This is a genomic window from Nocardia anaemiae NBRC 100462, assembly GCF_001612725.1.
GTDB classification, from domain to species: Bacteria; Actinomycetota; Actinomycetes; order Mycobacteriales; family Mycobacteriaceae; genus Nocardia; species Nocardia anaemiae.
Window position 1 is genome coordinate 23,738 of the sequence record NZ_BDAZ01000051.1, and the last position, 12,311, is coordinate 36,048.

The following is a 12,311-nucleotide window of genomic DNA, read 5'->3' on the forward strand; positions in this document are numbered from 1 at the left end:
CCGCACGCCAAGGCGATGATCGATCTGTCGGTATTCATGAAGAGCTTCGTCTCGCTGCGCAATCCCCTCGCCGCCTCGGCTCGCAATATCGCGATCACCACCGCGCTGCGGGTACCGGGGTTGGGGGGTTGGATTCGCAGCGCGAAGGTGAAGCCCGTGCCGCGTTTCCGGCGCGACGCTTACCTGGGCTTGCCTCGGCGACGCTGGTGGGGGCTGGAGGGCACGCTCGCACCGCAACCCGACGTGCGCACCTATAACGGTCGGCACCAACGTTTCGATGACGCGCTGGGTCTCGGTTTTTCGGTGCTCGGCTATGGGGTCGACCCGCGCAGCGTGCTCGATGACGACGCCCAGCTCTTCCTTCGCATGCTCGGCGCGCGTTTCGTCACCGTTTATCCGCTCGGCGGACGCCCGCAAGGCGAGCCGGGTGACGCTCGCGCAACCGGCGACGACTACATCGATATCGAGGATCACACCGGCGCGTTATGTCGGTGGTTCGCCAAGGCGGGCTTGTGTGTCGGCGGCGTCGCGGTCCTGCGCCCCGACCGATATCTGTTCGGCACGGCCACCGGGCCCGGCGCAAATGCCCTGGTCGGTGACCTCGTTCGTCGACTGAATCTGCCGACCATACGACCGGTACCGGATATCCGATCAGACGGCAACGGCGACGAATCCGTCGCCGCGGCACCATCGGACCACCTCGAGGAGGCTCGATGAGCTCAGTATCGCGTAGCGATTCGATGAGGGGCAGTGCCCGGATGACGGGCGAGCTCGTGACCGATTCCACCGCGGTACGTGCAGCGGCCGAGCGGCTGTCCATCGCCGCGACCACGGGTGCGCCGAGCACTGCGGTGCGTGACCTTATCGGCCCTGACCGATGTCGAGTCGGCGTATGCGGTGCAGCGCATCGGTGTTCGGACTCGCCTGACCGCGGGTGCTCGGATCGTGGGACGCAAGATCGGACTGACATCCCCAGCGGTCCAGCGGCAGCTCGGGGTGAATCAGCCCGATTTCGGCGTGCTGTTCGACGATATGGACGTCACCGAAACTCCTGCGGCATACCGGCCGCCGCTATTGCAGCCGAAGATCGAGGCCGAGCTGGCGTTCGTGCTGGCTGCTGATCTCGATGTCGAGCAGTTGGATGCGATCAGCGTCCGTGGTGCGGTGGACTATGCGGTTGCCGCTTTGGAGATTGTGGATAGTCGCATCGCCGGCTGGGATATCAGCTTCGCCGATACCGTCGCCGACAATGCCTCCAGCGGCTGGTTCGTCCTCGGCGCCGAGCGGCTCTCGCTCGATGAGTTCGAGCCGCGCGAGATCGTGATGAATATGGCGATCGACGGCGAGATCGTTTCCACCGGAACCGGTTCGGCATGTCTCGGTGATCCGCTCAACGCGCTGGCGTGGCTGGCCCGCACCGCCCGCGACTTCGGTGCCGCGCTGCGCGCCGGTGAGATCGTGCTCTCCGGTGCGCTCGGACCGATGGCGCCATTGCGTCCCGGCGCCCGCGTTCGGTCCGAACTATTCAGCGGCACACAGACACTCGGCTCCGTCGACTTCACGCTGGAGGAACAATGACTCGCACCAAAGTCGCCGTCATCGGCTCGGGCAATATCGGCACCCAAAGCCACGACCACGACGTCGTAGTCGGTAGTGTTCATCGCGACAGTCCTCCCGCGAGCTCCGGGACAGTGATCTCCGGCGTGGTCGTGCTCCGAACTGCCTGCCGGAATTGGGCGAACTTGTCCAACACTGTCTCGCCGACGGGTTTGTGGCCCCAAATACTGATGCCCTGGTAAGTGCTTGGTTCCCAGGTGGATTCGAGCTCGGGACCGATCGCTGGTCGCCGAAGTCGCGGCCTATGTGCCCGGCTACCGGCTCGAACAGGACATCCAGATCACCGCGCTCGCACCAGACGCGCCGATGCACACGCTGGTCGGTGATGCGGTTGTGACACACCAGGTTTCGGTGTTCCTCGAGGTCGAAGGCGCGGCCCACTATCTCCCGGCCTACGCCGGGAATCTCGACATCATGACCTCGGCCGCCTTCCGTGTCGCCGAACGTCTCGCCACAACCGCACCGACACCGGAGAGTGTGAAATGAGCACAGCATCGCACCGCGATTCGATGAGCAATGGTGGCCAGGTGCCGGATGGGCCCGAGATCTTCCTGCAGGACGTGACACTGCGCGACGGCATGCACGCGCTGCGCCACCGCATCACGCCGAAGAATATCGCCGCCGTCGCGGCGGCGCTGGACGCCGCCGGAGTCGACGCGGTCGAGGTCGCGCACGGCGACGGCCTACATGGTGGCAGCCTCACCTACGGACCGGGCAGCCACACCGATTGGGAGTGGATCGAAGCCGCCGCGGGCGCATTGCGCTACGCCCGGCTGACCACACTGCTGCTGCCCGGCATCGGCACCATCGACGATCTGCGCCGCGCCTACGATCTCGGCGTGGGCTCGGTGCGGGTGGCCACCCACTATACCGAGGCCGATATCTCCGCCCAGCACATCGCCTTCGCCCGCGAACTCGGCATGGACGTCTCCGGCTTCCTGATGATGAGCCATATGAACACCCCCGCGCGGCTCGCCGCACAGGCCAAGCTCATGGAATCCTATGGTGCGCATTGAGTTTACGTCACCGATTCCGGTGGACGGCTCACCATGGACGGCGTCCGCAAACGCGTGCGCGCCTACCGAGCGGTGCTGGCGGATGACACCGAGATCGGTATCCACGCCCATCAGAATCTTTCGCTGTCGGTCGCCAATAGTGTTGTTGCCGTGGAGGAGGGCGTGTCCCGCGTAGATGTGTCGCTGGCCGGGCTCGGTGCAGGTGCTAGCAATACGCCGCTGGAAACCTTTATCGCCGTCGCGGATCTGAACGGCTGGGAGCATGGTGCGAACCGGACCGGCTCACCGATGCCGCCGACGACCTGATCCGGCCGCTGATAGAGCGCCCGGTGCGGGTGGACCGGGAAACGTTGACACTCGGCTACGCCGGTGTCTACTCGAGCTTCCTCCGGCACGCCGAAAAGGCCTCTGCCGCATACGACATCGATGTACGGACTCTGTCGACCGAGGCCGGACGCCGCGGTCTGGTCGGCGGGCAGGAAGACATGATTGTCGACATCGCCCTCGACATCGCCGGTGGCCGGGCCGGTCACTGACTCCAGTGCGCAGTCATTGCGGCGGGTATGGCCCGCAACGACCACGACCGACGGTCGGGTGGCGATAGCACGCGGCCCGCGTCCTGCGCGGCAATGATGTCCCGGCGGGCCCGTGGTGCCAGGCCCTCATCGAGCGGTAGCACCGACATGCCCGAATGCAGCAGTACCCGAACCATTTCCGGCACCTGGCGCTGCAATCGACCGGTCATCCGAAAACTCACGGCGAACACATCCGCCGGATCGTCGTACAGCTCGACGATCGCGTCGCGCATCTCGCTGTACACCTGCAGCACCGACCGGACCGCCTCGTCGAACAACTGCTCCTCGCACGCGCTCACGGTTTCGCAGCCCGACGCCGTGGCGAAGGTCATCGTCGACGCCGTCAACTCCGTCTCCTGACCACCAGCGCCCGCTGTGCCGAGTCGACATTCCGCTCGGCCCAGCGGGCGCTGTGGCAACTGAGCACTTTCTGGTCTGGCAAGTGAGCTCCACCCGAGCCGAAAGTTGGCCAAGTCCTAACAAATAGTCACAAGGAACCGAACATGCGAATCACCAGAGCAGCTCGAGCAAGGAACGTGATAGTTCTCGGCAGCGGTCCGACTGGCATGACGGCGGCGCTGCTGCTGGCGCACGAAGGCCATCGGGTCACAGTGCTGGACAAGGATTCCGGCAGCCCGGGGAACGACGCCGAGGCTGCGTGGGACCAATGGCGGCGACCGGGCGTCACTCAGTTCCGGCACCCGCACATCATGTTGCCGGGGGCCTACCACCTGCTCGTCCGCGAACTGCCCGACGCCATCGATGAGCTGATGGCTGTGGGGGCCAGGCGGCACAATATGCTCGGCGGCGCCTACGATCTGGCCGCGATCGGTGGCCGACTGCCGGGCGACGAACGGTTCGACACCCTCGCCGCCCGCCGCCCGGTCATCGAGGAGGGACTCGGTAACGCCGCCACGCGAACCGCCGGAGTCATCGTTCGCCGCGGCACACCGGTCAGTGGATTGCTGTCCGACGGCGCATCGGCCGCCGGGGTTCCGCATGTCACCGGAGTGCTGACCGCTCACGGTGAGGCCATCCACGCGGATCTGGTAGTCGACGCCCTCGGTCGCAACTCCCCGGTGAGCAAGATGCTGACCGACATCGGCGCTACCGCGCCCGTTCAGAACAAGCACGAGACCGGCTTCTTGGCCTACAGTCGCTACTTCCGCTCCGCCGACGGCTCCATGCCCGCACAGGCGGGGTGGCCACTGGACCACCACGACAGCCTGTCGATGACCACTGTTCCGGGTGATGCGGGGACCTGGGCGCTGGCGCTGTTCGTATCGGGCCGCGATCGCGCCGTCCGAGCGCTGAGCGATCCGGAGGTCTGGCAACGGGTCGCGGCGTTGTATCCCAACATGGCGCACTGGGCTTCTCATGGGGAGCCGATCACCGGAGTGCTCGCCATGTCCGGGATGGAAGCGCGGCATCGCCGATTCGTCGTCGATGACAGGCCGGTGGCGACCGGACTGCTGAGCATCGGAGATGCCTGGGCGACAACCAATCCCACCTTCGGCATGGGGATCACGATGGGTATGTCGCACGCGGCGCTGCTGCGCGATGTGCTGCGGGAGGTCGGCCTGGGCGATCCGGAGAAGCTCGTCCTGCGGTTCGACGAGGTCACCGAGGCCACGCAGGGCCCGGCTCATCACGCCACGGCCGCATGGGACGAGCACAGGCTCGCCCAGATCGACGGCGAAATCGCCGGTGTCCCTTACGAAACCGATGATCAGGACTGGGCGTTACGGCACGCGGTGGAAGCCGCGAAGCTACAAGATCCGAATGTATTGCGGGCCTTTGGTGATATCGGCTCGCTGAACCGCACCCCGGACGAGGCGTTGGCAACTCCCGGACTGGTCGAGCGGATCGTCGAGCTCGGCGGTGGCGCTACCCGCTATCCGGAGCCGGGACCGTCACGCACGGAGCTGCTCGCTGTGATCGGAGCGAAGTGACACGCATCGAAACCAACGGGATCGAAATGCAGGTACAGGTCAGCGGCACCGGACCGGATGTGCTGCTGGTGCACGGCTATCCGGACACACACGCCACCTGGCGATACCAGGTGCCCGCACTGAACGCCGCCGGATACCGCACGATCGCACCCGATCTGCGCGGGTTCGGCGCCTCGGACAAACCGGTGGAGCTGGCGCAGTACGAGCTCGCGGAGTACGTCGGTGACCTGGTCGGTGTCCTCGATGAACTGGACGTCGAACGGGCGCACGTCGTCGGCCACGATTGGGGCTCATCGTTGGGCCAGCTGCTTGCGGGCAGCTTCCCGGAGCGGGTGGCCAGCCTCACCTGCCTCTCGGTCGGGCACCCCGCGGCGATCGTGGACGCCGGATTGCGTCAGCGCGAAATGTCCTGGTACTTCTTGCTGTTCCAGTTCCAGGGGATCGCCGAACGTTGGCTCGCGCAAGACGATTTCGCCAACGCTCGACAATGGTTGGCCACCCATCCGGACCTATACGAGGTCATCGAGCGGCTCCGCGACCCCTGCGCGCTCAGCACCAGTCTCGGTTTGTATCGCACCGGGGCCGGACCGCAACTGCTGGTCGACCCGCCACAACTACCGCCCGTACTCGCACCGGTCATGGGTGTTTGGAGCAGCGAAGACCGGTATCTGACCGAGCAGGGGATGCTCGGAACAGGGCAGTACGTCGGCGGATACTGGCGGTACGAGCGGCTCGACGGAATCGGCCACTGGCTGCAACTCGAGGCACCGGAAACCGTCAACGAGCTGCTGCTCGACTTCCTGTCGACGCAATGAGCCTTTCGGCGCCCCGAATGCCCGAGCGGTGATTCGGGGCGCCGTCGGGTCGAGAACAGCGATACCGAGGAGACCACCCGTGGAGGACGCGCTCGTGCTCGCGGAATCCCTGGCATGCGCCGGGCGGGTCGCAAACCTCCTCTTGCGCTAACACGTTGCGGTCCAAACCATTTCGAAAGGAAATTCGCGTGACCGTCGTATTCGTACACGGCGCCCCGGAGACTGCGGACATCTGGGATGGCGTGCGTGCGCACATCGATACCGACAGTGTGGCGCTGATGCTGCCCGGATTCGGCCGCGGCAGGCCGGATTCCTTCGGTGCCAGTAAGGACGAGTACGCCGAGTGGCTGGTGGCCGAACTGCGGCGCATGCGCGGCCCCATCGACCTGGTCGGCCATGACGTCGGAGCTTTGCTGACCTATCGGATAGTGACGAGACCCGATATCGCGCTGCGCAGTTGGGTGGCCGACATCGCGAGCAGCATGCATCCGGACTATGTCTGGCACGAACTGGCCAAGATCTGGCAGACCGCCGGTGCGGGCGAGGAGTTCGTCAGACAGGGCGTGGCCGCCGATGTCGACGCGCGGGGAAGTGTCGCGGCGAGCCTACGGTCGGCGGGTGCACCCGATCCCCATGCGATCCGGATGCAGCAGCGGTTCGACGCGGAGATGGGCAAGTCGCTCCTCGACTTCTACCGATCCGCGATCCCCAATCCCTATCGCGGTTGGGGGGATCAGCTGAAGCGATCCGACGTGCCCGGGCTGGTCATCAATCCGGTGCGTGATCAGTTCGACGACTACCTCCTGGCCGGAGATGTCGCACGCCAACTCGGAGCGACGTTCTACCTCATGCCGGAGGCGGGGCACTGGTGGATGCTGGAGGACCCGGCCTCGGCCGCAGCGGCGTTGAACGACTTCTGGGAATCCCTGTTCCCCCGGGAGGGCAGCCACTGGCCGTTTCATGCGTGACGCACCTGAAGGGTCCGGTCGATCAGTGTCCGTTCAGCTCGCGCTGCCACAGCAGATCGCTCATCCGCTCGACCGCGGTGGTCAGATGGCGGCGATAGGTGCTGAACGGCAGCCCGAGCAGTTCGGCCGCTACCTCTTGGGTGGGAGCACCTTTGAAGTGAGCGATGGTCAGCGCACGATGCAGCTTCTCGCCGCCGCGTTCGCCGAGCAGGGATTGCGCCGCGTCCGCGAGTACCTCGGCCAGGCTCGTGCCGCTGTCGAGGACCAGGCGGCTGCGGTTGAGTGGGTTGTCGGCCAGCGCTGCCGGTTGACGTAGGGCGCGCAGGGCATTGCGAATCGCCGCATCGAACTCGGGCCGGGACAGCACGACCAGCTCACCGCGCACACGGGCCGCTCGGTCGGCCATGGACGAACCCGACAGCATCGCCTCGGTCTTCTGCTGCAGCCACGGGCCTGGGGGCTGCGCGCGCCAATCATGAGCGAAAAGCGCGTACTGGTGATCCCCGACAGTCGGGGGCGAGTCAATCGGCATCATATTGATATCACCGAGGTGGTCGTCCCAGTAGCCGTCGTCGCGCATCACGACATACGACCAGGCGAGCCGGTCACCGCGGATCATTTCCCCGGTTGCCCGCCACTGGGCGAAAGTCGTTGAGGCCGCAGGTCGCTGATAGCAGCTTTCATCAATGGTGAAGCGCGCCAACGCCATATAGTCCCCCGAGCGCAAGGGCTCCGTGGCGCGGGCGTGATTCCACGCCGCGGCGACGATCGGATCGATATCCAGCCCTTCGGGTTCGGACAGTTCGAGCCATGCCGAGAACGCGACGAGCTCTCCGGTATGCGTGGAGAGATACACGCGGAAGGCCCTGGGCTGGCGGTCCAGCCAGAAGGCGGCGATCGAGGCCGACTCCGGTCCTTCGGTCTGTCGGACCAGTTGCAGCACCCGCTCACGCTGCGAATCGTGGTAGGCGCGGTCTTCGACGAGCCCGACCTCGCGCCAGACATTGAACTCCGACATCTGCCGGTCGGTGCGGTAGAGGAATATCAACGCACCGGTCGCCTGGAGCAGCTGGGAAACCGGCGCCGAGCGCAGCTGGGCTAGATGTAGTTCCCGCATCTGGTGATGCATTTCGGCGAACCCCTCCGGGTCGCGCCACTTCAAGTCCGCCTCGAGTGCTTCCCGGACCACATCATGCGGGAACAACCCCAGGGCGGTCGACTCGATGAACGGCTGCACGCGCAGCCACGCGAACAGTTCCGCGGCCTGATCGCCGAGGAGGGCGCGCAGCAGCGATTCGGACGTGACGAAGGCATGGGCGCAGATCTCCAGCGCCCTGCGGTGCTCGGGGCTGGGAGTGTCGCCGACGAGCTGGTCCAGCAGAGTGGCGATGGTGTCCTGGGTCGGTTTCCAATTCCGCGTCACCGCAGTGTCTTTCACCGCGACCGCGGCGGCGAGAGCGAGCGCGAGGGGATTGCCTCCGGTGAATCCGAGCAAGGCCTGCTGTGCGCTGGCGGGCACTCTGCGCGCGCGCAGGAACTCGGCGGCCTCACCCGGTGCGAGGTTGCGCAGGGCGGTGACCTGGAGTAGGTCGGCCCATCCCGGATCGGACGTCCACACCGGATCAGGGGGCACTCGTCCGGCGATCACCGCGATCGTGCCTACCGGGAGCTGCGGCAGGAACCGTTCCCACAGCCAGCCCTCGAGGCCTTGGCATTTCTCGAAGGTATCGACGAGCAGCACTGCCCCCGGCTCGTGCAGCGCGATCCCCGCGGCCTCGGTGAAGCCTTCCGGGGTGGGGGTCACCGTGCGGCTGTCCACTTCGACGACCGAGCGGCCCGCTTGCCGGGCTTCGCTGGCGAACCTTCTGAGTAGGGCCGACTTGCCGATGCCGCCGGGACCGTGCAGATAGTGGATCGGGCATGTACCCGCAGCACCTGCTGCCGCCGCCCGGAACCAGGCGAGCTCGGTCGTGCGTCCGACGAACGCCCGGTCGCGCCCTTCGGCCAAGCTGTGCGCGAGCATGTCCTCTCCTCCAATCGTCGCGGTCATCTATCGACCCAACGGTCGCCATCAGGAAACCGGTCCGCCATCGCGTGGTTGGCAACCACGGGCGAAGATCCGCACCAGATCGTGATAGTGGTAGCGGCCCCGCGCAGCTGACTCCAGCATGCTGTGGTCCACCAACTCCTCACAGATACGCTCGCAGACCTGGCGGTCCCGATCGAGCGCATCCGCGATCACCGCCAGCGAAAGGTCGGGCAGCCCGACACGGGCCATGAGCCGGAAGGCACGGGCCGCCTCCGGATCCAGTTGCGCATAACCGGCGCGGAGGGCGGAGTCCAAGGTGACGCCCGCGAACGCGAACGTCGCCAACTCCGCCCGCCGCGCGGCCACTCGTTCGGCCTCGGTCGTGAGTGTCCACTCGGGGCGGCTCGCGATCCGCGCGGCGACCAGGCGAACGGCGAGCGGCAAACCTGCGCAGAGACCCACAATGCGCCGGGCTGCCTTCGCCTCCGCGGCCACCCGATCGCGACCGACGACCCTGGCGAACAAAGCCGCCGCGGTCGATGCGTCGAGTGCGGCGAGTCGTTGTGCTCGGATACCAGGAACATGGATCGGACGGCGGCTGGTGATAAGCACCGCGCTCGCCGATGTACCGGGTAGCAGTGGCGCCACCTGGGCGGCGTCGTAAGCGTTGTCCAGGAGAAGCAGCATACGCCGACCATCGACCATCGACCGCCACAGGGCGCTGCGGCTACTCATCCCCGACGGCACGTCGTCCTCAGCGACGCCGAGCGCGTGCAGAAACTCGGCGAGAACGTCATCGGGCCGGGCCGGATCCGTCCCCGTGCCGCGGAGGTCGACGTAAAGCTGGCCATCGGGGAACCGGTGCCGGACACGGTGCGCGACATGTACCGCCAGCGTCGTCTTGCCCACCCCGCCCATGCCCTGCACGGCGGCAACGGCCATCGCGTCCACCCCGTCGAGGTCGGTCTCCAGTTGGGCGACCTCGGCCGAGCGCCCAGTGAAGTCAGTGATGTCCGGAGGCAGTTGGGCAGGAACGTGCCGGACGCGGGGCGCAGCGGATGCGGTGGTGACGGATACCGCGTCGTCGGTGAGTATCCGCTGGTGCAAGTCGACCAAAGTCGAGCCCGGCTCGAGGCCCAGGTCCTCCACGAGTTGCCGTCTGGCGTGCTGGTAGGCGGCCAACGCCTCGGCACGCCGCCCCGCTCGATGAAGCGCCGTCATCAGCAGTGCGGACAACCGCTCGGAGTGTGGATCCGTGCCGAGGAGTAGTTCGATCTCCGCGATGGCCCGGTCGTGCTCGCCGACGGCCGTGGCAATCTCGATCGAACACTCCTGCAGACTCCGGCGCAGCCGCTGCAATCGCGTTCGTTCTGCCGCCGCCCACGGACCCGGCACTCCGGCCAACGGACCACCTCGCCAGAGTTCCAGTCCCGCAAGCACTTCCATCTCGGCTTCCGCGAGCCGTCCCGCCGCGCGCGACGCGTCAGCGGCATCCCGACGCCGCTTGGCGACCTCGGCATCGATACAGATCGGAACCGCCAGGCGATAACCGCCGCGCACCGAGGCCAGGATGTCGGCACCGCCGTTGTCAGCGAGCTGTCTGCGCACCGACCACACGAAATTGCGCACGGCGCTGACCGCCGAATCAGGGACGTCGGTGCCCCATATCCCGTCGATCAACTCCTCGATCGAGACGGCGCGGCCGTCGCGCATCGCGACCATCGCCAGCAGCGCCTGCAGCTTCGGCTGCCGGACATCCACCGGCACATCGCCGAGCCACACCTCGACCGGTCCGAGCACCGAAAGCCGCAACAACCCCACATCTGTCTCCAGCACAATCCCTGAACTCCTTGCCACGGCCGAGTCATTGTCATGGTCGCCGCGACCACTGCTCATTTCCCAGTCCATTCGCCGATCGAACAGTGCTCGAAAACCGATGCCCGCGACCCTGCGCGCTTTTCGTTCTCCTGCCAGTGCGATGGTGGCCCTGCTTTCGCTGGGCATCGACCTCGCCCCCTGGTATCGGGACGACGGACCGACCGGGAGGGCGGAATCGCCAGCGTAGCCTCGTGCGCGACCGCACTACATCGCCGTGATCAGGTCTGGGTGGGCGGCTTCGATCGCGCTATGTGCGGTGAGTGTCCGGTCGAGGTGGTGTCGATGCTGATTCGGTCGGATCGCGGGCAATCCACCCGCACTCGCGGCGTCGAATCACTGGATGGTTGCGCAAACCGCCGTTTCTGTTGGGGGCTCACGAGCCGGGACCGCACAGGAGCCCGATCGAGGAGCGAGAAGTCCGGGCCTGGTTCGTCTCGTGGAGGTGCCCGGCTTCTGTGAACCGCGCGGATGCTTGTCCCCGGACATAGGAGGCAGGATTTGGACGAGGCGCTCGATACGGTGGCCGATCCCCTGATCGCCGCGAGCATGCGGCAGCTTGTCAGCGAGATCCTGATGCGCTATGGGTCGATCGACGCGTTCTGCGCACGGCTGCACCGACTACTCGACGAACCCACCGTCCAGATCCCCGCCGTGACCGGCAGCTTCGTCACCCACCCGCCAGGCCGACACCGGCTGCGGGAACAGTGAACCGTAGATACGAGGCGGCGCGCCTGATCCCGACGACACCACCCACGCCGCAGCCTCAGGCTGTGCCCGCGACACCGCCGACGTTGGAGACCCGGCCGCTCGCGTGACCTCAGGTGGGTTCCCGGCGACACCGCAGAGCGCCACCAGCCCGGCCCAACCGGGCGAGGCCAGCACACCCCGTCATTCAGTACCGCCCTACATACGTCGGCCGAATTCTTGACGACTAGATAGCAGCTGGACACAGAACCCCGGTACTGAGGGCATCATGGCCAGCGGCGGTGCGTTCCGAGAGCACACTGGCAACTCGTCGGGCAGGTCCAGAAATGGCCCGGCCAGGCTACCGCGGGCCCGCTACGAAACCATCGACGCACTGGCGACCGGCAAAAGGCTCCGGCGGTGGAGGAGCACGCCGACGCGGGCGTTCTCGCATGTCATAGTCCGGTAGCATCGGAGCTACCACATTCTTTGGAGGTTTAATTATGGGCAGTCTGAGCATCTGGCACTGGCTGATCATCGCCGCGGTCTTCGTGATGTTCTTCGGCGCGAAGCGTATGCCCGATGCCGCCCGCAGCCTGGGCCGCTCGCTGCGCATCTTCAAGAGCGAAGTCAGCCAGATGCAGAACGAGAGCAGCGCACAGGCAAGTGCAGCACCGGCCCAGCAACCGGCCGCCGAACTGCCGCAAGCCTCGGCCGTCCAGCCGACGGTCGCGCAGCCGCAGGCCGAGCACCAGGCACAGCCGAAGTCACTCTGAG

Annotated in this window: 9 protein-coding genes and 3 pseudogenes; 9 read left to right on the forward strand and 3 right to left on the reverse strand. The window is 66.4% G+C overall.

Features of this window, described 5'->3' with window-relative positions:
• Positions 1 to 36: 36 nt before the first annotated feature.
• The 4 genes and pseudogenes from NA5_RS43585 (at position 37) to dmpG (ending at position 3,169) form a co-directional block, all read left to right on the forward strand.
• A complete protein-coding gene (locus NA5_RS43585) occupies positions 37 to 717 on the forward strand; it encodes a hypothetical protein (RefSeq protein ID WP_503826378.1) in 681 nt (226 codons plus the stop codon).
• Between the two features lie 41 nt (positions 718 to 758).
• Positions 759 to 1,578: pseudogene (locus NA5_RS26830) on the forward strand (2-keto-4-pentenoate hydratase).
• A 240-nt stretch (positions 1,579 to 1,818) separates the two neighbouring features.
• A pseudogene (locus tag NA5_RS26835) lies at positions 1,819 to 2,103 on the forward strand (acetaldehyde dehydrogenase); the annotation flags it as partial.
• Positions 2,104 to 2,126: 23 nt separating this feature from the next.
• A pseudogene (gene dmpG, locus NA5_RS26840) lies at positions 2,127 to 3,169 on the forward strand (4-hydroxy-2-oxovalerate aldolase).
• Here the strand turns inward: dmpG and NA5_RS43040 are convergent.
• Positions 3,163 to 3,555, reverse strand: coding sequence for a hypothetical protein (locus NA5_RS43040; RefSeq protein ID WP_174555274.1), 393 nt, complete (start codon positions 3,553 to 3,555; stop codon positions 3,163 to 3,165). The pseudogene dmpG and the gene NA5_RS43040 sit on opposite strands and share 7 nt — an antisense overlap.
• 156 nt (positions 3,556 to 3,711) lie before the next feature.
• On the opposite strand from NA5_RS43040, the gene NA5_RS26850 reads away from it, so the two are divergent.
• The 3 genes from NA5_RS26850 to NA5_RS26860 all read left to right on the forward strand — a co-directional run bounded on the left by NA5_RS26850 (position 3,712) and on the right by NA5_RS26860 (position 6,943).
• Positions 3,712 to 5,160, forward strand: a complete 1,449-nt coding sequence (locus NA5_RS26850; RefSeq protein WP_063813606.1) for an FAD-dependent oxidoreductase — start codon at positions 3,712 to 3,714, stop codon at positions 5,158 to 5,160.
• Positions 5,157 to 5,975 (forward strand): alpha/beta fold hydrolase, encoded by an 819-nt coding sequence (locus NA5_RS26855; protein ID WP_218020162.1) that lies wholly within the window; start codon positions 5,157 to 5,159, stop codon positions 5,973 to 5,975. The genes NA5_RS26850 and NA5_RS26855 overlap by 4 nt, the downstream gene beginning before the upstream one ends.
• A gap of 188 nt (positions 5,976 to 6,163) precedes the next feature.
• Entirely contained in the window at positions 6,164 to 6,943 is a 780-nt protein-coding gene (locus NA5_RS26860; protein WP_062990868.1) for an alpha/beta fold hydrolase, read from the forward strand.
• A 22-nt stretch (positions 6,944 to 6,965) separates the two neighbouring features.
• Here NA5_RS26860 and NA5_RS26865 read toward each other — a convergent pair whose 3' ends face one another.
• The gene (locus NA5_RS26865; RefSeq protein ID WP_062990870.1) at positions 6,966 to 8,966 is read right to left on the reverse strand and encodes a P-loop NTPase family protein; all 2,001 of its coding nucleotides are present in this window, start codon (positions 8,964 to 8,966) and stop codon (positions 6,966 to 6,968) included.
• A gap of 48 nt (positions 8,967 to 9,014) precedes the next feature.
• Complete coding sequence (locus NA5_RS26870; RefSeq protein ID WP_169811368.1) at positions 9,015 to 10,808, reverse strand: AfsR/SARP family transcriptional regulator; 1,794 nt, start codon at positions 10,806 to 10,808, stop codon at positions 9,015 to 9,017.
• Positions 10,809 to 11,348: 540 nt separating this feature from the next.
• On the opposite strand from NA5_RS26870, the gene NA5_RS26875 reads away from it, so the two are divergent.
• Both NA5_RS26875 and tatA read left to right on the forward strand, forming a co-directional pair.
• Positions 11,349 to 11,558, forward strand: a complete 210-nt coding sequence (locus NA5_RS26875) for a hypothetical protein (protein WP_062990874.1) — start codon at positions 11,349 to 11,351, stop codon at positions 11,556 to 11,558.
• A gap of 479 nt (positions 11,559 to 12,037) precedes the next feature.
• The gene (gene tatA, locus NA5_RS26880; RefSeq protein ID WP_062990876.1) at positions 12,038 to 12,310 is read left to right on the forward strand and encodes a Sec-independent protein translocase subunit TatA; all 273 of its coding nucleotides are present in this window, start codon (positions 12,038 to 12,040) and stop codon (positions 12,308 to 12,310) included.
• The last annotated feature ends 1 nt before the right edge of the window (position 12,311 follow it).

Excerpts from the sequence above, each read along its gene's own strand:
- NA5_RS43585 (WP_503826378.1), top strand. The coding sequence starts at position 37 with ATGAAGAGCTTCGTCTCGCTGCGCAATCCCCTCGCCGCCTCGGCTCGC.
- tatA (WP_062990876.1), top strand. The coding sequence starts at position 12,038 with ATGGGCAGTCTGAGCATCTGGCACTGGCTGATCATCGCCGCGGTCTTC.
- NA5_RS26865 (WP_062990870.1), bottom strand. The coding sequence starts at position 8,966 with ATGCTCGCGCACAGCTTGGCCGAAGGGCGCGACCGGGCGTTCGTCGGA.
- NA5_RS26850 (WP_063813606.1), top strand. The coding sequence starts at position 3,712 with ATGCGAATCACCAGAGCAGCTCGAGCAAGGAACGTGATAGTTCTCGGC.